Annotated in this window: 17 protein-coding genes; 5 read left to right on the plus strand and 12 right to left on the minus strand. The window is 65.8% G+C overall.

All coding sequences use genetic code 11. The features are described from left to right. Positions 1 to 11 precede the first annotated feature (11 nt). Complete coding sequence (locus QP140_RS01235; protein ID WP_284757621.1) at positions 12 to 1,040, minus strand: bifunctional riboflavin kinase/FAD synthetase; 1,029 nt, start codon at positions 1,038 to 1,040, stop codon at positions 12 to 14. Here QP140_RS01235 and truB point away from each other — a divergent pair. Continuing rightward, entirely contained in the window at positions 1,032 to 2,042 is a 1,011-nt protein-coding gene (gene truB, locus QP140_RS01240) for a tRNA pseudouridine(55) synthase TruB (protein WP_284757623.1), read from the plus strand. The two genes, QP140_RS01235 and truB, sit on opposite strands and share 9 nt — an antisense overlap. On the opposite strand, the gene QP140_RS01245 is transcribed toward truB, so the two are convergent. The 8 genes from QP140_RS01245 to rimP form a co-directional block, all read right to left on the minus strand. After that, positions 2,039 to 2,785 carry a 4'-phosphopantetheinyl transferase family protein gene (locus QP140_RS01245; protein ID WP_070760781.1) on the minus strand — a complete coding sequence of 249 codons (747 nt, stop codon included), beginning with the start codon at positions 2,783 to 2,785 and terminating at the stop codon, positions 2,039 to 2,041. The two genes, truB and QP140_RS01245, sit on opposite strands and share 4 nt — an antisense overlap. A gap of 3 nt (positions 2,786 to 2,788) precedes the next feature. Continuing rightward, positions 2,789 to 3,733 carry a metallophosphoesterase family protein gene (locus QP140_RS01250; protein WP_070760783.1) on the minus strand — a complete coding sequence of 315 codons (945 nt, stop codon included), beginning with the start codon at positions 3,731 to 3,733 and terminating at the stop codon, positions 2,789 to 2,791. Positions 3,734 to 3,900: 167 nt separating this feature from the next. Continuing rightward, the gene (locus QP140_RS01255; RefSeq protein WP_284757626.1) at positions 3,901 to 5,271 is read right to left on the minus strand and encodes an MATE family efflux transporter; all 1,371 of its coding nucleotides are present in this window, start codon (positions 5,269 to 5,271) and stop codon (positions 3,901 to 3,903) included. Between the two features lie 89 nt (positions 5,272 to 5,360). Next, a complete protein-coding gene (gene rbfA, locus QP140_RS01260; protein ID WP_070759044.1) occupies positions 5,361 to 5,792 on the minus strand; it encodes a 30S ribosome-binding factor RbfA in 432 nt (143 codons plus the stop codon). Between the two features lie 149 nt (positions 5,793 to 5,941). Then, positions 5,942 to 8,737: a translation initiation factor IF-2 gene (gene infB, locus QP140_RS01265; RefSeq protein WP_148811649.1), complete on the minus strand. Its 2,796-nt coding sequence runs from the start codon at positions 8,735 to 8,737 to the stop codon at positions 5,942 to 5,944. Positions 8,738 to 8,925: 188 nt separating this feature from the next. Continuing rightward, positions 8,926 to 9,285, minus strand: coding sequence for a YlxR family protein (locus QP140_RS01270; protein WP_284757628.1), 360 nt, complete (start codon positions 9,283 to 9,285; stop codon positions 8,926 to 8,928). A 219-nt stretch (positions 9,286 to 9,504) separates the two neighbouring features. Beyond that, entirely contained in the window at positions 9,505 to 10,533 is a 1,029-nt protein-coding gene (nusA, locus tag QP140_RS01275) for a transcription termination factor NusA (protein ID WP_070759047.1), read from the minus strand. Between the two features lie 27 nt (positions 10,534 to 10,560). After that, complete coding sequence (rimP, locus tag QP140_RS01280; protein WP_070760791.1) at positions 10,561 to 11,151, minus strand: ribosome maturation factor RimP; 591 nt, start codon at positions 11,149 to 11,151, stop codon at positions 10,561 to 10,563. Between the two features lie 139 nt (positions 11,152 to 11,290). On the opposite strand from rimP, the gene QP140_RS01285 reads away from it, so the two are divergent. Beyond that, complete coding sequence (locus QP140_RS01285; RefSeq protein WP_284757630.1) at positions 11,291 to 12,394, plus strand: hypothetical protein; 1,104 nt, start codon at positions 11,291 to 11,293, stop codon at positions 12,392 to 12,394. A gap of 86 nt (positions 12,395 to 12,480) precedes the next feature. Here QP140_RS01285 and QP140_RS01290 read toward each other — a convergent pair whose 3' ends face one another. Next, on the minus strand, positions 12,481 to 14,259 hold the full coding sequence (locus QP140_RS01290; RefSeq protein WP_070760796.1) for a proline--tRNA ligase: 1,779 nt from the start codon (positions 14,257 to 14,259) through the stop codon (positions 12,481 to 12,483). A gap of 56 nt (positions 14,260 to 14,315) precedes the next feature. Here QP140_RS01290 and QP140_RS01295 point away from each other — a divergent pair, with 56 nt between their 5' ends. Then, on the plus strand, positions 14,316 to 15,230 hold the full coding sequence (locus QP140_RS01295) for a YaaA family protein (protein WP_284757631.1): 915 nt from the start codon (positions 14,316 to 14,318) through the stop codon (positions 15,228 to 15,230). Positions 15,231 to 15,259: 29 nt separating this feature from the next. Here QP140_RS01295 and cobA read toward each other — a convergent pair whose 3' ends face one another. Both cobA and mqo read right to left on the minus strand, forming a co-directional pair. After that, complete coding sequence (gene cobA, locus QP140_RS01300; RefSeq protein ID WP_246821223.1) at positions 15,260 to 16,297, minus strand: uroporphyrinogen-III C-methyltransferase; 1,038 nt, start codon at positions 16,295 to 16,297, stop codon at positions 15,260 to 15,262. 112 nt (positions 16,298 to 16,409) lie between these two features. Beyond that, positions 16,410 to 17,897, minus strand: a complete 1,488-nt coding sequence (mqo, locus tag QP140_RS01305; protein ID WP_284757633.1) for a malate dehydrogenase (quinone) — start codon at positions 17,895 to 17,897, stop codon at positions 16,410 to 16,412. Positions 17,898 to 18,021: 124 nt separating this feature from the next. Between mqo and QP140_RS01310 the strand changes: the two genes are divergently transcribed. Both QP140_RS01310 and mtr read left to right on the plus strand, forming a co-directional pair. Further along, positions 18,022 to 19,182 carry an alpha/beta hydrolase gene (locus QP140_RS01310; RefSeq protein ID WP_284757635.1) on the plus strand — a complete coding sequence of 387 codons (1,161 nt, stop codon included), beginning with the start codon at positions 18,022 to 18,024 and terminating at the stop codon, positions 19,180 to 19,182. A 57-nt stretch (positions 19,183 to 19,239) separates the two neighbouring features. After that, positions 19,240 to 20,667 carry a mycothione reductase gene (gene mtr, locus QP140_RS01315; RefSeq protein ID WP_284757636.1) on the plus strand — a complete coding sequence of 476 codons (1,428 nt, stop codon included), beginning with the start codon at positions 19,240 to 19,242 and terminating at the stop codon, positions 20,665 to 20,667. Positions 20,668 to 20,690 lie beyond the last annotated feature (23 nt).

Genomic DNA, 20,690 nt, shown 5'->3' on the forward strand with positions numbered 1-20,690 from the left:
CGCTGACCGAGTTACCCTAGCACAGCCTTGCGGGTAGCTGCCACATCGCGGTCAATGGCGGCGATGAGCTCGTCGAGGGAGTCGTATTTCTCTTGGCCGCGGATTCGGGAGACGAAGCTGACGCGGACCTCGAAGTCGTAGAGATCGGCTTCGTGGTCGAGAACGAAGGATTCGACGCTGCGCGGCTCGTGGCCGAAGGTCGGGTTCGTGCCCACGGAGATCGCCGCGGGAAGCTTGGTCCCCACCGGCATGGTGCCCACCTTGTCGCTCAGCCCCTGGTGGGACAGCTCTGCTTGGTTCGGCAGGATCTCCAGGTAACCGGCGTACACCCCATCGGAGGGCAGCGCGTAGATATCCGGGAAGTACAGGTTGGCGGTAGGAAAGCCCAGCGCCCGGCCGCCCCGGCCTGCGCCGTGGGTGACCACGCCCTCCACGGAAAACGGACGGCCCAACGCCTCCGTCGCGGACTCCATGTCCCCCTCGGCGATGCGCTGGCGGATCCAGGTGGAGCAGACCGTGTGGTCGTCCTCAGAAAGCAGCGGAACCACGTCCACCGTGAAGTCCCGGCGCTGGGACACCTCACGGAGCGTGTCGGGGGTGCCGGAGGCCTTGTGGCCGAAGGTGAAGTTCTCCCCCACCACGACGTGCTTGGCCCGCAGCGTGTCGAGCAGCGCCCGGTCGATGTATTCCTCTGGGGACCAGGAAGCGATTTCCGGGGTGAAGGCCTGGACGACGACGTGGTCGATTCCGAGGTCCATCGCCAGCTGGGCGCGCTCCTCCACCGTGCCCAGCAGCTTCGGAACGGATTCCGGCTGGAAGACCACGGTCGGGTGCGGGTCGAAGGTAAACATCACCGCGGGGACGCCGAGCTCCTTGGCCTTGGCCACGGCTCGGTTAATCAGCTCTTGGTGCCCGCGGTGCACGCCGTCGAACACGCCGATTGTCACGGCTGCGCCTTCGAGGTTGTGGGGAACACGATCAAGCCCGTACCAGATACTCACGTTGGGGATCTTAACCCATAGACTGACGCCATGGCTCAAAAGCACTCCCCTTCCGAAAGCACCCAGGGTTCTGGCGACGAGGCGGCCCGCGCCACCGACCGGCCGTCGGGATCCCCTAGCCTGCTCGACCGTTCCGGTTTGATCATCCTCGATAAGCCCGCTGGGGCGAGCAGCCACGACATGGTCGCGAAAGTTCGCCGGGTCATGGGCACCAAGAAGGTCGGCCACTCCGGCACTCTGGATCCCATGGCCACCGGTGTGCTGGTGCTGGGCATCGAGCGGGGTACCAAATTCCTCGCCCACGTCGTCACGCACGACAAGCGTTACGAGGCAACGATGGCCTTCGGGGCTAGCACCGTCACCGACGACGTCGAAGGCGAGGTGCTGAAGACCGCGGACCCGACAAAGATCGATTCATTCACCGTCGAGGCAATGACCACACGGCTCGGCGAGATCTTCGCAGATTTCCAAGGGGAGATCATGCAGCGGCCGACCTCCGTGTCCTCCATCAAGATCAATGGACGCCGAGCCCACGAGCTGGTCCGGGAGGGCAAGGAGGTCGACATTCCTCCTCGCCCGATCACCATCCACTCGTTGAGCTTCTCCGATGTCCGTCGCGAAGAGACCGCCGAGGGACCTCGCTGGCTGGTCGATGTCAGCGTCCACTGCAGCTCCGGGACGTATATCCGCGCCATCGCCCGCGACGTCGGCGAGGCACTAGGGTTGGGCGGTTATCTCACTGCGCTGCGCCGCACCAGCGTGGGGCCGTTCGATATCGCTGAGGCCGTCACCCTCGAAGAACTTGCCGACACCCCGGAGCTGAGCTTGAGCCTCGATACTGCAATGCAGGTCTGCTTCCCCACCCGGCCGATCACCGAAGAGCAGGCAGTGAACCTAGCCCTGGGTAAGTGGCTGGAGCCAATCGGGTTGAAGGGGGTTCACGCTGCTGTGGATCCGCAGGGCCACGCGATCGCGCTGATTAAGGAGAAGGGTCGGCGTGCGGCCAGCGAGTTCGTCGCCCGCCCCCACGGGTTGGTTTAGGCGCGCACGCCCGCCATCGTCAGCGCGTAGCCTTCAGCTGCTGACCACAGGCCCTCAATGGCGGGAACCGGAGCGTTCCCGACGAGCAACCGGGCCTTAAAGCTCCCGTCCTCGCGGAGTTCGATGCGTGCCTGGTCGAAGTCCAGGAACTGCTGGGTCAGCGGGTACCAGGCCTTGTACACCGCCTCCTTCGCGGAGAAGAGCACCACTCCCAGGGATCCCTGGCCATCGTGGCCGCGGCCCAGGCGGCGGGACAGTCGCCGCAGGCCTGCACGCTCCTCCGGGCTCGCGATCGTTGCGAACACTCCCTCCGGGAGCGGAGTGAGTGGCTCGGCGTCGATGCCTAAGGAACTCCAGCGGCTGGCGCGCCCCACCACGGCCGCCCGGTAGCCGGTGGTGTGCGTCATCGAGCCGACAACCGGGGCTGGAAACTCCGGCATCCCACGGTGGCCACGAAGAATCGGTTGGTCCGGGATGAACTGCTCCATCGCGCGGTGGGCACACCACCGGGAGTCCCCGAATTCGGCCTTGCGACGGTCCACCGCGGTGGCGACGAGCTCCTGCTCCACGACGGGAAGACCGTGGTAGTTGCGCAGGTTTTCGGCCGAGGAGTGGTACTCGACGCACCGCACCCCACTTAGCAGGCGCCCGGGTTGGAGCAGGGAGGGCACCCGCTGGAACTGGTGGTCGTAGGCCTGAATCGGCTCCGTCTGATGCAATGAGATCACAACGTCATTCCACATTGCCTACTTCCCTCCTCGCCTTTCCTCGAAACCAGCTTGTGGACCAGATGTGTGCGGGACGCAGATGACTGGATAGGGCCACAGCTCAAGCTTTTGCCGCGGGGGCAAGCTGCGCTTCCGTTCCCTCGGATAGCCCAGGGAAACTTCCACATGAGGCACACCATCAACTTCAACACCTAAAGGTATGTGAAGATGCCCGTGAATGACAGCTGCCGCGCGATAACGCCTACCCCACTGCTGGGTGTGCCGGGTGCCGGAAAACAGCCCGATCTCGGGGTATCGCACGCGCCGCAAGGATTCCTGCGCCAAGGGCCAGTGGTTCACGAGCACGGTGGGGCCAGTGACCTGCCCCAGGCGGCGCACCGAATAGGCCAGGCGCTCCCGGCACCACAGCGGGACATCCACGAAAGGCCGGATCATGTAGTAATCACTCAAGACCAGACCTTGCGCGTGCGCCTTGGCAATCGCTTCCTCCGGGGTGTCGGTCAGATCGCGCCAGGAGTGATCGTAGAGAGTGAACAGGGGGACGATGGTGTGCCCAGCGAACTGTTGGTACGGATCCTCCGGAGTGTAGATCCCAATGCGCCGGCAACGACGGATGAGCTCCTCGTATTTCGCTTTTCCCACCGGCCCGTGCCCTGCACGGGCGTAGAGCTCATGGTTCCCGGGCGCGTAGATCACCTTGGCGAAGCGCTGCCGAAGCTCGGCCAGCACGTCGATCACCACGTCCAGGTCTTCGGCGACGTCGCCTGCCACGATCAGCCAGTCCTCGGGGTTGCGGGGCCGCACCAGGTCGACGACGAGATCGCGGTTGCCGCGCGCACCCACGTGCAGGTCGCTGACGGCCCACAGAGTCACCGCATCCCGGGTCTCTTCCTCCCCCGCACCGCCGGCGACGGCGGCGGTGTAGGCGAGCTGCGCTGCCAGCGAATCATCTGCGCCCTGCATGCCCACCACCTTCATCGTCCGTCGTTATCCGGCCCGCGACTTTATCGTCGTCCAGCCACGCTTAAATCATATTGCCGAGGAAAGTTCCTAGAAAACTCAACCCTACGTTGCCTCACCGTGGCTTCAAGAAAGAGCAAGGTCAGCCGCTTGGGCCTCTCTCCCCTCCCCTAGGCTGCCGTGGCGCCCTGGGTGCCTCGCTCCTCCCGCTGATCAGCGCTCACCGTCCAGGCGTCACCGCGGTAGCGCCACAGAACCGCGCCGAAACGGATCAGCATGAAAGCAGCCAACCCTGCCCATACCCCGATCAGGCCGACGTCGAAAGCGAGGCTCAGCCAGACCAGTGGAATGAAGCCAATGACAGCCGCCGCGATGCTGGCATTGCGCAGGAATGCCACGTCCGCGGCTCCCAGCAGCACCCCGTCCAGTGCGAAGACGGCTCCGCCGATCACGATGATGGAAACGAAGACCCACCACGGTCCACCAATCTGATCGAGCACGGGAGCGTCGGCCGTAAAGAGCTGGGGAACCGCCCGCGACCCCAGCCCGAAGAAGACCGCCAGCACCACCGAAGCCCCCAGCGAAAACTTCAACACCTGGCGTGCCACGGAGCGGGCCGCTCGCGCCGAACCAGCGCCCAAGGCGGCCCCCACCAAGGCTTGGGCAGCAATCGCGACGCTATCCAGCAGCAGAGACACGAGGTTCCACAGTTGCAGCAGAATCTGGTGAGCGGCCAGCGCCGGGGCTCCGATCCGCCCGGCCACCGCCGCTGCGGAAAGGAATGCCGCTTGGAAGGACAGAGACCGGGCGATGAGGTCACGCCCCATCGCCAGCTGCGTGCGGATCACCCTCCCGTTGGGGCGCATCGAGCGGTGATCCCCGAACTTGCGCCAGTGAAACACCAACGCCCCCAGGAAACACGCGGCGATGATCAGCTCACCGGCGACGTTCGCGATCGCGGATCCCACAAGCCCCCAGCGGCGCACGGCCAGTGGGACAGTCACAGCCATGGGGATGACCCCGGCCAGCGTGAAATAGAGCGGGAGCCGCGTGTTGGACAGTCCCCGCAGCCAGCCGTTACCCGCCATGATGAACAGCGCGGGAATCACCGACAGGCTGGTGACTTTAAGCCAGTTGGTGGCCTCGGCCGCCACCTCGGCGTCTCCGGATAAGGCAAGGGAAATGGTCGGGGAGAAAAAGAACAGGCCCACCGCGAGCACCACCCCAACGCCGAGTGCGATCCAGGAGGCCTGAATGCCCTCGTAGACAGCATCGGTGGTGCGCCCTGCCCCGAAGTGCCGCGCGGCGCGGGCCGTGGTGCCGTAGGAAAGAAAGGTCAGCTGCGTGGTGACGGTGCTCAGCACCACCGCACCCGTCGCGAGTCCAGCCAGGGAGGTTGCCCCCAGGCGCCCGACGACGGCGGTGTCCAGCAGCAGGTACAGCGGAGTGGCTGCCAGCACGATGAGCGCCGGCCAGGCCAGCGCGAGGATCTTTCGGGTTCCGACGTACTCGAACTCCCGCAGCGTTGTGGGCTCCTGCACCGTGGCTTTCCTTCAGATCCTCTTCTCGGCGAATTTTCTTCCGCGCGCACCCGGCACCCGGTCAGGGCGCTGGGGCTGCGCAGGCAGCGCTAGTCGCGCTCCTTATAAGGGTTAGCCTCGCCCGCCGGCTTGGCCTGGGCAGCCTGGGCACGCACGGCCTCGTCCTTCGCGCGAGCCTCGGCGAGCAGCTTCTCCATGTGAGCGGACGCCTCCGGGACGGTGTCGTGCACGAAGCTCAGGGTCGGCGTGAAGCGGACGCTGAGCTGGTCGCCCACGATCTTTCGGAGCTGCCCCTTGGCGCTCTCCAGCGCGGCGGCAGCCAGCGGAACATCCGGCTCCTCGTCGATGGATGCGCCACGGACGGTGTAGAACACGCTGGCGTCGTGCAGGTCGCCGGTCATCCGGGTGTCCGTGATGGTCACGTACTCCAGGCGTGGGTCCTTGATCTCCCGCTCGATGGCGACGGCGACGATCTGTTGGATGCGCTTGGCCATGCGCGCGGCGCGAGCATTATCAGCCATGATGTGGCACTCCTTTTCGGGCGGGGCCTTCACGGCCCCGCCGGGTAGTGATGTAAAAACGGCAAAAGCCGGGCGCTGCCCCGCCGCCCCCGTTTCCGGGATTGCGGCGGGCTAGCAATCGCCCAGCTTAGCTAACCGGTGTTGACCAGTTAGTCGCGAGGGACCTCGACCATCTCGTAGGCCTCGATCCGGTCGCCGACCTCGATATTCGGGTAGGACAGCACCATACCGCACTCGTAACCGTGCGAGACCTCGGTGACGTCGTCCTTCTCCCGGCGCAGCGAGTCGATCGTCGCGTCCTCGGAGATGACCTTGCCATCGCGGACAAGGCGAACCTTGGCGTTGCGGCGAACCTTGCCGGTCTCCACCATGCAGCCTGCGATGAGGCCGACGGCGGAAGCCTTGAAGATCTGGCGGATCTCCGCGGTACCGATCTCCTTCTCCTCGTAGATCGGCTTGAGCATGCCCTTGAGGGCAGCCTCGATCTCCTCGATCGCCTTGTAGATGATCGAGTAGTAGCGGATGTCCACGCCTTCGGCGTTGGCCGCCTCGGTGGCCTTGCCCTCGGAGCGGACGTTGAAGCCGATGATCACGGCGTCGGAGGCCGCAGCCAGGTGGACGTTGGTCTCGGTGACAGCACCGACACCACGGTCGATGATGTTCAGCGCGACCTCGTCGTCGACCTCGATCTTCAGCAGGGCGTCCTCCAGTGCCTCGACGGTACCGGCGTTGTCGCCCTTGAGGATGAGGTTGAGCGTGCTCGTCTCCTTGAGCACCTCGTCCAGGTCCTCCAGGGACACGCGCTTGCGGGAACGGGCTGCCAGCGCGTTACGACGGCGGGCGTCGCGGCGGTCCGCGATCTGGCGGGCCGTGCGGTCCTCGTCAACAACGAGGAGGTTATCGCCGGCACCGGACACGCTCGTCAAGCCGAGAACCTGGACCGGGCGGGACGGGCCAGCCTCCTGGACGTCGTTGCCGTGCTCGTCGATCATGCGGCGGACGCGGCCGTAGGCATCGCCGACGACGATGGAGTCGCCGACGCGCAGGGTACCGCGCTGGACGATGATCGTCGCGACCGGGCCGCGGCCACGGTCGAGGTGCGCCTCGATGGCGACACCCTGGGCGTCCATGTCCGGGTTAGCGCGCAGATCCAGGGACGCGTCCGCGGTCAGCAGGACGGCCTCCAGCAGCTGGTCGATGTTCTGGCCCTGCTTCGCAGAGATGTCAACGAACATCGTGTCACCGCCGTACTCCTCCGGCACGAGGCCGTACTCGGTGAGCTGGCCACGGATCTTGTCCGGCTGTGCGGTCGGCTTATCGATCTTGTTCACCGCGACCACAACCGGGACGTCCGCAGCCTTGGCGTGGTTGATCGCCTCGACGGTCTGCGGCATCACGCCGTCGTCAGCAGCAACGACGAGGATCGCGATATCCGTGGACTTCGCACCACGAGCACGCATTGCCGTGAAGGCCTCGTGACCCGGGGTATCCAGGAAGGTGACCGGGCGCTCGACGCCCTCCATGTTCACGCTGACCTGGTAAGCACCGATGTGCTGGGTAATGCCACCGGCCTCGCCGGAGCCAACGTTCTCCTTACGGATGGTGTCCAGCAGGCGGGTCTTACCGTGGTCGACGTGACCCATGACGGTGACGACCGGCGGGCGCTGGGCGAGGTCTTCGTCGTCGCCCTCGTCCTCACCGAACTGCAGGTCGAAGGACTCGAGCAGCTCGCGGTCCTCGTCCTCTGGGGAAACGACCTCGACCTTGTAGTCCATCTCGTCGCCCAGCAGCTGCAGGGTCTCGTCGGAGACGGACTGGGTGGCGGTCACCATCTCACCGAGGTTGAACAGCGCCTGCACCAGTGCTGCTGCGTCAGCGTTGATCTTGTCCGCGAAGTCGGCCAGGGAGGCGCCGCGAGCGAGGCGAATCTTCTCACCGTTGCCGCTCGGCAGCTTAACGCCACCCACGACCTTCGGTGCCTGCATTGCCTCGTACTCATTGCGCTTCTGGCGCTTCGACTTGCGGCCACGGCGCGGTGGACCGCCCGGACGGCCGAATGCACCTGCGGTGCCGCCACGACGTCCGCCGCGACCGCCACGTGGTCCCGGACCACCTGGGCGGCCTGGACCGCCTGGGCGACCGCCACGGCCACGACCGCCGCCGAAACCGGCTCCGGACTTGGCGGGCATCTGACCCGGGCTCGGGGTGGCTGGCATCATCGCCGGGGATGGGCGACGGCCGCCGCCCTGGCGTGCTGCCCCCGGCTTCGCGGTGCCCTGGCCACGGCCCTGACCCTGGCCCGGGCGAGCGCCCGGGCGTGGTGCCTGGCCACGACCGGCGCCGCCACGGGTGCCGCCTGGTCGAGGCATGTCGCCAGGGGTGGCTCCGCCACGCGGGCGCGGTGGGCGCTCGGTGGTGGAGGAGAACGGGTTATTAGCAACCCGCTGCGGGCGCGCGCCCGGCTTCGGACCCGGCTTCGGGCCCGGCTTGCCTGCAGCGCGAGCTGGCTTCTGTCCCGGCTTCGCGGCCGGCTTCGGTGCAGCCTGGCCCGGCTTTGGCGCAGCCTCAGCCGGGGTCGGGGTCGCCTTCGCGGCCGGTGCAGCCTTCGCTGCAGCAGCAGGGCTTGGCTTCGCGCTTGGCTTGGCTGCCGCGGTACCCGGCTTCGGTGCAGCCTTCGGCTTCGCCGCAGGCTTGGCACCCGGCTTCGGACCACGCTGGGTGCTGTCCGGAACACTGCCAGCCTGAGCCAGCGGGGACGGCGGCGTCGTCGGCTTGGACTCCTGCGCGACGCCGTAGAACTGCTTCATCTTCTTGACGACAGGGGGCTCCACGGTGGAGGAGGCTGTCTTAACGAATTCTCCCTGTTCCTTCAGGGTTGCAAGGAGTTCCTTGCTGGTCACACCGAGCTTCTTCGCAAGCTCGTGTACACGTAGCTTTCCGGCCACTACTCTCCTTCGATATCTCGGAGCCGGTGGCCTTATGCGGAAAGGCTACGTCCGGCTCCCTTTAACGTTTCTGGTTCATCGCTGATGCCGCTTCATCGTGCGCTCATCAGTTCAGAGTGCTTTCAAACATGTCGGGCTCCGTCAACTGATAAATCGTTAACTGTCCATGGAACGCTCAACGCGGCGGGTCAATGTTCTTGAGACCCCTCGCGTCCCAGCACCGCCCATAACTCCTCGAAGTCCGGCGTCACTGAGCCCAATCGCAGGGCGCGGTGGAATCGCCGTTGTTCGATGGCCTTCTCGAGGGCCTCTGCGGTGGGGCTAAGCCACGCGCCACGGCCCGGGAGCCGGCCGTGAAAATCTGGCACGATGCGGGTTGTCCCGTCGTCGCTGTGCTGGGCTACACACCGTAGGAGCTCGGCGGTGGGCTTCACCTTTCGCGTGGCGATGCACGTGCGCAGTGCGACGTGCGCCGTGGTCTTCCGCGCGAGCGCCGGGTCCGCAGCCGATTCGGCGTGCGAGCCTTCGCGTTTCGCTCGGTCCTCCACAAGCTCACTTTCTCTCGAGCACAACAAATGCGTGGTCCAGCACGTTGACCAGCCCCCAGTCTACGTGAAAAGCCTGTTAGGGGTTAACCCACCCCCATTTCAGCGTTGTGACAGTTCCCTGCGCCGATCCCCGTTATCCCACCCCTCAATGACTCGTGGCCCCGCCGGATCCGGCGGGGCCACCCTAGCGAACCTCCCCCACGTTGAACTTCAGCGGCGCTAGTTCGCCTGCTCGCCCTCGCCAGCCGAGTGCTCCTCTGGCGCGGCGTCGGACTTAATGTCGATCTTCCACCCGGTGAGACGCGCGGCGAGGCGAACATTCTGCCCCTCCCTACCGATCGCCAGCGAGAGCTGGTAGTCCGGAACGACCACGCGAGCGATCTGCTGCTCTGCGTCGATCACAGTCGAGGAGACGAACTTCGAGGGCGAGAGCGCATTGCCCACGTACTGCGCCGGGTCATCGGAGTAGTCGATGATGTCGATCTTCTCGCCGCCGAGCTCACCCATGATGGCCGACACGCGCTGGCCGCGCGGGCCGATGCACGCACCCTTGGCATTGAGCCCCTTGATCGTGGCGCGGACTGCGATCTTCGTGCGGTGCCCCGCCTCGCGGGCGATGGACATGATCTCCACGGAGCCGTCGGCGACCTCCGGAACCTCGAGCTCGAACAGCCCGCGAACCAGCTCGGGGTGGGTGCGCGACAGGCTGATCTGCACGTTGCGGTCGGCGTGCTTGATGACGTCCGTGACGAAGGCCTTCACGCGGGTGCCGTGCTTGAGCACCTCGCCGGGGATGTGCTCGGCGGGCAGGATCTGGCCGTCGATGCCGTCCGCCTCGGTACCGATGTGGACCACGGTGATGCCGCGCTCGTTTGCGCGTGCGTCGCGGGTGACGACACCGGAGACGATGGTGTGGCGGATCGGCGAGTACTCGTCGTAGCGCTGCTGGACGCGGGCTCCCCCGATCCGGCGGCGGATCGCCTCACGCATCGCCAGCGCGGTGGTGCGGTCGAAGTTCTCCGGGGTCTCGTCCAACCGACCGGTGACGTTGCCCTCCTCGTCGCGCTCCACCTGGTAGATCGCCACTGCACCAGAGGTGGGGTCGATCTGGACGTCCACCTCGCCGGCGAAGGCGCTCTGGTTGCGGTAGGCCTCCTTCAGGCCGTTGGCGATGGCGTGGATCAGCTCGTCGACCGGCACGCCCTCCTGCCGCTCGATGGCGCGCAGCGTAGCAAGATCAATATTCACTTGTACTCCTCATCGACTTCTTGTCGCTTAGGCTTCGTCACTCTTCGCGAGCTCATGGTACTCGGCCATGGTCAATCCGAGTAATTCCTGCTCGGCTGCTGGCGCGGGTGAGAATTCAACCTCGATGGTGGACCCGGCTAGCTCAGCACGCGGGTAAATCTGCACCGGTGCCTGCGGGGTCTTCTTCCCCGCCTTCTTGCCCTGGGACTTCTTCCCGGCCTTCTTCTTGGCTGCGGGCAGGATCGCGACCTCGTCATTCTCGACGGCCGCAATGCGCCCCTTGCCCCCTCCCGGCAGGTTGGCGAGGCGGCCAATGTTGCGCTGGAAGTGGCGAGCCTCTCGCAGCGGGAAGTCCAGCCCAGGGGTCGTCACCTCGAGGGTGTAGCTCGGCCCGAGGTCAATCTGCTGTGCTTCCTCGGCCGCATCAAAAGCAGCACCAATCAGCTGGGAGGCTTCCTCGAGCAGGTCGAGGTCCGGGCGTTCGTCCGCATCCACGGCGATCTTCACGCTGGACTTCGCCCCAGCCCGGGTAAAGGTGAGTTTTTCCACATCCAGTCCGCACTTCTTCGCCTCGTCGGCTGCCAATGCGCGGAGCTTTTCATCAAGAGCGGTTGCCATGCCTTGCACCCTACCCGCCGGTGCGGTGCCCAGCGGAATGTGTGGCACCATAGTGGCTGTGAATCCGGACTCTCCTCAGAATCAAAGCCTCCACCTCCCCGAGCGCTCTAGCGCCGCTCCAGCCCTCACTCGGCGTGGCGTGCTCAAAGCGGGGGTCGCGGGGCTGGGGGCGGTGCTCGCGACGGGCCTGCTCTCGGCCTGTAGCATCGACGAGGCCTCCGAGGCGCTTAACCGTGTGCGCGGTGGCTTCGAGCCCAATGAGCAGCTGCGCTCAATCGGAGCGGTGATGCGCTCGGCTCTGGATCGGGCCGACACTGAGGAAACGGAGTTCATCCGCCGCCAGATCGGAGTTCTCGAGAAAGAATTCCTGCGCCAGTGCGGTACCGACGATGAAGGCCAGCGGGACCCGCAGTGCAGTTTCGAGGACGCAGACGGTGGCGGCAGCGGTGATTCCCCCACGTCCGGCACCGCGTCGTCCACCGCTGCGAAGGCCCGGACCGCCGACGACGATAAAGGCACCGATTCCGCAGCTAAGCGCAGGCAGCTCTTCGCTGGTATCCAACGCGAGCTGCTGGGCACCATCGAAAGCCCGGAGTTGCCAGACGCGGCTGCTCACGAGAAGGACTCTCAAGGCCGCACCGTGACCCGGCAAGAGTTCCAGACTCAGCTGCTGGTGGGCCTCTACGGCGCAACCGCGCCCGTCGCCGGTGCACCACAGCGCGAGGATATCGCCGAGCTGCTCGAGGATCCTGAGGTCGTGGGCCGCGGGAACACGAAGGCGCTCGGTGAGGATCTGAAGGACGCCCTGGACTCCGTCTACGGGGCGATCCAGGCCGCCGGGGTCGCGCTGGCGGCCGACGACGGCTCCGCACGCAAGCAACTGGCAGCCGCCGGAGATGGTGCCCGACTGGCCCGCGACGTCGTCACCGCGATGATCACACCCGCCGCAGACGACAGCGCCGAGAAGCCCGAGGACGCAGAAGGCGCCTACGAGCCCCCTGCTGGCTTCGGCGTATCGAAGGCCACCAAGGCCCCCGCGAGTGCCAAGGAGGCCCCCGCTTTCCTGCACGCCGCACTCGCCGCCCCGCTTTCCCAGCTACGCTTGCTCGCTGGCCGCGCCGAGACCGGGCCGCTGCGGGTGGCTCTGGCGCAGGCGTGCGCAGCACTGAGCCGTGCCCAGGGCCAGCTGGAGTTGGCCCAGGGGCTTGGGCCCGAAGCAGTGGTCCTGCGAGGTGGGGACTAGCAACGCCCCCTTATCTCTCTGCGTAATCCGCTGAGCTCACCCCCACCGGTTGCCCCACGCCTACCCCGCTGGCGTGGGGCAGGTTCTTAGGCCCGGGCTGCCTTCGTGATGACGTCGACGGCGTCCGCGTAGTCGATCTCGGAACGCTCGTCGTTCAGACGATCTCGCAGCTCGACCTTGCCCTCGGCGAAGCCGCGCCCAACGACCACGACCTGTGGCATGCCCAGCAGCTCGGAGTCCTTGAACTTCACGCCCGGGGAGACCTTCGGGCGATCGTCGAAGAGCACCTCCAAGCCCGCATCCGACAGTGCCTCGACAAGCTCGCGTGCAGCCTCACCCGCGGCTTCGTCCTTGTTAGCGATGACCACGTGGACGTCGTAGGGGGCGATGCTGTGCGGCCAGCGCAGGCCCTTCTCGTCGTGCATCTGCTCGGCGACCACGGCCAGCAGGCGGGAGACACCGATGCCGTAGGAGCCCATCGTCGGGACGGTGCGTCGGCCGTTCTCGTCCAGGATCTGAACGTCGAAGGCCTCGGTGTACTTCCGGCCCAGCTGGAAGATGTGGCCGATCTCGATGCCGCGCGACAGGGTGAGCACACCCTTGCCATCCGGGGATGGGTCGCCCTCCCGAACCTCGGCGGCCTCAACGTAGCCATCCGGGGTGAAGTCGCGGCCTGCGACGAGGTTGGAGTAGTGACGATCCTTCTCATCCGCGCCGGTGATCCAGGCGGTGCCCTTGACCACACGGGGATCGGCGAGCACGCGCAGGTCGTTATCCGCGAACGTGCGGGGGCCAACGAAGCCCTTGACGAGGAAGGGGTACTTCTTGAAATCCTCATCATCGGCCAGTTCGACGACCGCCGGCTCCAGGGAGGCTTCGAGACGCTTCATGTCGACCTCGCGGTCGCCCGGCACGAGCACTCCGGTGAGCTCAGGGGCGTACGGGTTACCGTCCTCATCCTCGCCTGGGCGGGTGACCTTGCACACGATGCACTTGAGGGTGTCCTTCGCCGTCACCGGAGCCCCGTCGACGGTCAGGCCCGCCTCGTTGGCCCACTCCACGAGGGTCTCGATGGTGTCGGCTCCAGGGCTCTCGTGGCTTACTGCCTCCGGCTTATCCTCGACCGACTCCTCAGCCGGCGGAATGGAGACGACAGCTTCCACGTTGGCGGCGTAGTCGGACTCCGTGGAGCGAACGAAGGTATCCTCGCCGTCCGCGGCCACCGCCAGGAATTCCTCGGAGGCCGAACCACCCATCGCTCCAGAGGTCGCGTAGCAAATGACGTACTCGATGCCGAGGGCGTCGAAGATCCGCTGGTAGGCCTTGCGGTGCAAGCGGTAGGACTCATCCAGGCCTTCGTCGGTCATGTTGAAGGAGTAGGAGTCCTTCATGACGAACTCGCGGCCGCGCAGGATGCCGGCGCGCGGACGGGCCTCATCGCGGTACTTGGTCTGGATTTGGTAGAGAACCTTCGGGAAATCCTTATAGGAGTTCAGCTCCCCCTTGACGAGCCAGGTGAACAGCTCCTCGTGGGTGGGGCCGAGTAGGTAGTCCGCCTCCTTGCGGTCCTTGAGGCGGAAGAGCTCGGGACCGTATTCGTCCCAGCGCCCGGTGACCTCGTAGGGCTCCTTCGGCAGCAGCGCGGGGAACATCAGCTCCTGACCGCCGATGGCGTCCATTTCGCGCCGAACAACGTTTTCGACCTTGCGCAGGACGCGCAGACCAATAGGGAGCCAGGAGTACACACCCGGTGCAACGCGGCGGATATAGCCAGCTCGGACAAGCAGCTTGTGACTGGCGAGTTCTGCATCAGCTGGGTCGTCACGCAGCGTGTGCAGGAAGAGGGAGGACATGCGGGTAATCATGATGCTTAGCCTACAGCCCCGACCCTGCGTGGCACGCCACCGGCTAGCATGTTTTCATGCTCATCATCCTGCCTCCTTCGGAAAGCAAAACAGTGGGCGGCCAGCCCGGCCCGGTCGCCGTGGATCAGCTGACCTTTCCCGGGCTAGCGCCAACCAGAAAACACCTGCTCAGCACCCTTGAGGAGATGGGCTGCAGTTTCCTTGCAGCCCAAGAAGCACTGTCGAAGAACTCGGGTTCTGCAGAAGCCGCAGAAGAGCGGATTCGCTCCTTAGACAAGATGATCGGGATCCGTGCTACCCAGCACGCTGAGCACGAGTCCAACGCCGCCGTCGCTTCCTCCGAGCTGCTTCCTGCGGTGGAGCGATACACCGGGGTGGCCTACGATGCCCTCGACCCAACGGGGCAACGCACCGGCCTGCCCCTCCCCGCGGACGCGCGTGCAAGGCTGGCGATCGGCTCGGCACTCTTCGGGGTGATCGCCGCCGACGACCTTATCCCCCGCTATCGACTCTCCGCCGGCTCCAAGGTGCTCGTGGACGGTCAGCCCCGCACCCTGCGTTCCCAGTGGACGAAGCCGGCCGAGGGCAACCGCATCGGCGAGGAGCTCGCCCGGTGGCGGGAGGATCGCGCCGCCGACACGGATGGCGCTGGCGGCGGGATCATTGACCTGCGCTCCGGTGGTTACCGGGACCTCGGAAAAGTTCCGGGCGCGGTGAGCTTGCGCGTGGAATCCGAGTACCCGGACGGCAGCCGCAAGGTCGTCAGCCACTTCAACAAGCACTACAAGGGGCTAGTTGCCCGGGAGCTGGCGTTGGCCGGTGGACACCTGCCCGCTGACCCGCAGTCAACCGGCGAGCTGGCGGAGGCTTTCGCCCACCGCATCGGTGACGTGGAGGCGTTCGTCGAGGCGAATTTCCGCACGGAGGTGCGTGACCCCAGCGAGGTCACGCTCATCGTTCCGGCCGAATAGGCTTAAAAGCCCCTCCCCTCTTATCTTTGTTAGAACGCCGCCGCCAAGCCCTTAATCCGGCGCTCGCTGACCCGGCCGACCACGATGATCGCCGGTGGCTTGATTCCTGCCGCGTCGATCGTTTCCCCAAGGGACCCGAGAGTGGTTTCCGTGACCCGCTCGCCGTCGATGGAGGCCGACTCGATGATCGTCACCGCCTGCTCGGCGCCCCGGCCGTTGGCGATAAGTTCCGCAGCGATAGCCCCGGCGTTTTTCACGGCCATGATCAGCACTAGCGTGCCGGTCAGCCCAGCCAGCGCCTCCCAGTTCACGAGCGACTTCTCGTGACCCGGGGGCACGTGCCCGGAGACGATCGTGATGTCGTGAACCCAGCCGCGGTGGGTCAGAGATACGCCGGCCAGCGCTGGCGCGGAGGTCGCGCTCGTCACCCCGGGGATGACGGATACCGGCACCCCGGCGGCCGCACATGCTTCGGCTTCTTCTAGTCCCCGGCCGAAGATGAAGGGATCCCCTCCCTTCAAGCGCACCACCTTCTTGCCCTGTTGAGCAGCCTCGATGAGCATCTCGTTGGTTTTCTCCTGGGCTACCTGCTTGCCATAGGGGATCTTGGACACGTCCACGAGTTCCACCCCGCGCTCGGCTGCTTCCTCGGCGAGACTGAAGGGACCCAGGTGGTCGGCGAAGATGATGTCGGCTCCCTCGATGGCTCGCTTCCCTGCGACGGTGATCAACCCCTCGCCACCGGGGCCACCGCCCACCAGCGTCACGGTCCCCGCGCCAGGGCATTCCCCGCCCCTGTCCCCCGCATTCTGCGCTTCCTCGGTTCCGCCCCCAAGGTTATTGACCGGCACGCCGTGCTGCTCAGCTGCTGCGATCAGTTCCGTGGCACCCGGGGTCTGGCCCGGGAGCACGACGAGGGCGGTGGCAGCCCAGTCAATCTCCGACGCCGCCCCGGCAGGGCTGGTGGTGACGATGGCGCCTGCGTCACGGCAGCGCTGGGCGACGAGCTCGGCGTCGGGGCTGCCGGCCGGGACAAGGACGTGGACGTTGCGCAGGAAAATACTCATAAGCACAGCATAGTAGACCGAGCGGTCTAGATTCTCAAACCCCCACCAACAGCGAAAAACCGCCCGCCCCGAGGGCAATCCTCTCGGGCGGGCGGCCTGCGGGCAGCGGAAGCTACTTAGCCAGCTTCAGCGCCTTCTGGGAGCGGTCCCACTGCTCCTGGAACAGGGCCTCGCTCTTGACCAGACGCTGGCCATAGGACGGGATGATCTCGCGCAGCTTCGGAGCCCACTCAGCCATGCGACCGCCGAAGCAACGCTCCAGCACCTCGAGCATGGCAGCCGGGGCGATGGACGCGCCTGGGGAAGCGCCCATCAGGCCGGCGATGCTGCCGTCGTTGGAGTTGATCAGGGTCGTACCGAACTCCAGGGAGCCGAACTTCGGGGCGCCGATCGGCTTGATGACCTGGACGCGCTGGCCGGCGATGACCAGCTCCCAGTCCTCGTCCTTAGCCTCCGGCATGTACTCGCGCAGGGACTCCATCTTCGCGGTCTGGTCCTTCAGCAGCTCCTCCACCAGGTACTTGGTCAGTCCGAACTCCTGCAGACCAACACCGATCATGGACGGCAGGTTGCCCGGACGCAGGGACTTGAACAGGTCCAGGAAGGAACCGGACTTCAGGAACTTCGGGGTCCAGCCGGCGTAGGGGCCGAAGAGCAGGCCCTTCTTACCATCGATTACGCGGGTGTCGAGGTGCGGCACGGACATCGGCGGGGCGCCGACGGAGGCCTTACCGTAGACCTTCGCGGCGTGCTTCTCGATGAGCTCCTCGTTGGTGCAGCGCAGCCACTGGCCGGAGACCGGGAAGCCACCGTAGCCCTTGATCTCCGGGATGCCGGCCTTCTGCAGCAGCGGCAGTGCCATGCCGCCGGCGCCGATGAAGACGAAGTTGGCGGTGACGACGGAGGTGTCGCCGGTGTGGCGGTTCTTGACGGAGACCTTCCACTTCGCGCCGTCGCGCTTGAGGTTGACGACCTCGCTGCCGTAACGCACCTCGACGCCCTCAGCGGTCAGGGCGTCGACGTACTGGCGGGTCAGCGCACCGTAGTTGATGTCGGTGCCCTCCTCGAACCAGGAAATCGCGGTCGGGGTGTTGAAGTCGCGGCCCTCCGCCATCAGCGGCAGGAACTCACGGAACTTCGTCTCCGAGTCCGAGAACTTCATGTTCGGGAACAGCGGGTTATCCTTCAGGGCCTCGTAGCGGGCCTTCAGGTAGTCCACCTGATCCATGCCCTGAGCGAAGGAGACGTGAGGAACCCGGTTGATCCACTCAGACGGCTCGCCCAGGATGTCGTTCTCCACGAGGTGGGACCAGAACTGGCGGGAGACCTGGAACTTCTCGTTGACACCGACAGCCTTGGAGACGTCGATCTTGCCGTTGACCTCCGGCGTGTAGTTCAGCTCGCACAGCGCGGAGTGGCCGGTGCCTGCGTTGTTCCACGGGTCAGAAGACTCGGCGGCCGGGGTGTCCAGGCGCTCGAGAATCAGCTGGCTCCATTCCGGCTGCAGCTGCTTCAGCATCACAGACAGGGTGGTGGAGATGACGCCGGCGCCAACCAGCAGGACGTCGACGGTATCGTTTTGAGAACTATTCGTTGCCACGGTTTCCTCAATCCTTCACGGAAGAAAGCTTTGTCACGCTTCTTCAACCATACGCCTGTGCCTTTTCGATCCATATTCAGGCCTGCCCTTATACCCCTGAAAAAGTTGAATATGATCGATCCCGATGAATGATTCCAGAGCTATGAATAACGCCCCGGCCCACGGTGGCAACGCGTCTTCCCGGCAGCTGGCCGATGTCCTCACCGATCCGCGAGGCGCCAGCGTCGCAGAACTGACCTTCGGACCGGACCTTCTGGGCCCGGATTTCGGCGTGCATTACGTCGAGATGGGTGACGATCCTGACGGCGAGCCCCCGGTGCGTTTCGCCCTCGTCCGCTACTTCCCCGCCGAGGCTAGCGGGTCGACAGCCGCCTCTGCGGTCTCCGACCCGACCCGTAATTTCTACGGGCGTCCCGCCCTACTTTTCGTCCACGGAATGACGGATTACTTCTTCCAGGACCACGTGGCCCGCTTCTTCCACGAGGCCGGCTACGCGGTCTACGCCATCGACATGCGCAAGTGCGGCAGGGCGTGGCGGGAAGGCCAGACCTGGCACCACGTAACCAGCCAGGCCATCTATGACGAGGACCTCTCCATCGCGCTGGGGCTCATCGGTACTGCCCACCCGACCGTCGTTGCGGTGGGTCACTCCACCGGCGGGCTGGACGTCACCACCTGGGCCGGCCGGCTCAATGCTGCTACTCAGCGCGATCCTTCCAGCGCGGAGGCCGGGCTGCACGGCATGCTCGGCGCCGTTGTCGGCAACTCCCCCTGGTATGGCATCCAGTTCGACGGCCTCGTGGGCTTCGTGATCAAGCGGGTCTTCCCGCAGCTCGCCAAGGTCGCCCCGCACATGCCCCTGCCGGAGGGCATCAACCCTTCCTATGGGCACTCACTTCACGCCGATTACGCGGGCGAATGGGACTACGACCTTGAGCTCAAGCCCATTGAGCCCCGCAAGAAGTACGTCAGCTGGATGGCCGGTGTGGTCCGCCAGATCGCCGACCTCCAGGCGGGCCATTGTGACACCGGCCTGCCGACCCTGGTGCTCACCAGCGACGGCCACTACTTCGGGCGCGGGCTCACGGACGCGACCTACGTCAATGACCCGATCCTCAAGCCGGAGCAGATGTGGCAGACCGCGCCGAAGGTCTCCCCTCATGCACACATCGAGGTCATCGCAGACGCCACCCACGATGTCTTCCTTTCCCGCCCCGCGGTGCGCCGTCGCGCCCTGAATGCGACTGCAGACTGGCTGGCAGCCCAGGGCATCGCCGGCAACTAGCTGGCCACAAACCGGCCTCGTGGCCGCCGCCTGTTTTTCGCGCCTAGGCTGGCAGGCATGAAGAACATGAATGCCGAGCAGAACACCGCACCGGGAGAGATCCAGGACTTCGACATCATCATCGTTGGCACCGGGTCGGGGAACACGATCCCGGCTCCGATCAACGATGAGAAGACCATCGCCATCGTCGAAAAGGGTGTCTTCGGTGGCACCTGCATCAACGTCGGCTGCATCCCGACGAAGATGTTCGTCCACACCGCGGATGTGGCGCGCTCCTTCCGCGTCGCCGACAAGCTCAGTCTGACTGGCTCGCTGGAGCACGTGGACTGGAAGGGCATCCAGCAACGCGTCTTCGGTGACCGCATCGATCCCATCGCCGAGGGCGGTGCGGCCTACCGCGCCGGGGACGAGACCCCGAATATCACCCTCTTCCACGGGGAAGCGGCGTCCTTCGTCGCGCCCCGGACGCTGCAGATCGGCGACGGCTCCGACGCGCCCGTCATCCGGGGCAAGGACGTGGTGCTGGCCACCGGCACCCGCCCGTGGATCCACCCCGTCCTTACCGACTCCGGCGTGCGCTACCGCACCAACGAGGACATCATGCGCCTGGATACCCAGCCCGAGTCGCTGATCATCCTGGGCGGTGGCATCGTCGCGGTCGAGTTCGCCGCGATTTTCGACGCCCTGGGCACCAAGGTCACGGTCGTCAACCGCAGCGAGCGTCTCCTGCGCAAGCTGGACGCCGAGATCTCCGAGGCTTTCACTAAGCAGGCCCGCGAGCAGTGGGATACCCACCTCGGGGTGGAACCGCGCTCGGCGCGCGAGACCGACAACGGGCAGGTGGAGCTCACCCTCGACGACGGCACGGTGCTTCTCGCCGACGAGATCCTCGCCGCCCAGGGGCGCATCAGCAACGCGGACACGCTGGCACTCGAAGCCGCTGGCGTCGAAAAGAAGGAGAACGGGAAGATCAAGGTCGACGAATTCGGCCGCACCACGGCCGAGGGGGTATGGGCGCTGGGCGATGCCTCCAACGACTTCGATCTCAAGCACGTCGCGAACCAGGAGGCGAAGGTCATCCAACACAACCTCGCCCACCCCGAGGACCTGCGCGCCAACGACTACCACGCCGTCCCCAGTGGCGTGTTCACCCACCCGCAGATCGCGGTGGTGGGGATGACCGAGGAGGAAGCCAAAAACACGGGCCGGGAGCTGACGGTGAAGGTGCAGCGCTACGCGGATGTGGCCTACGGCTGGGCGATGGAAGACACCACCGGCTTCTGCAAGGTGATCGCCGACCGCACGACCGGCGAAATCCTGGGCGCGCACATCATGGGGCCGGAGGCCAGCACGCTGATTCAGAGTGTCGTCACCGCGATGGCCTTCGGCATCGATGCCCGCCGCTTCGCCACCGAGCAGTACTGGCCGCACCCTGCGCTGACCGAGCTGGTGGAAAATGCCCTGCTCGGCCTGGAGTTTGACTAGCCCCTAATCCCGGCTCTCGCCCC

Source organism: Corynebacterium sp. UMB9976, assembly GCF_030212265.1.
GTDB lineage: Bacteria > Actinomycetota > Actinomycetes > Mycobacteriales > Mycobacteriaceae > Corynebacterium.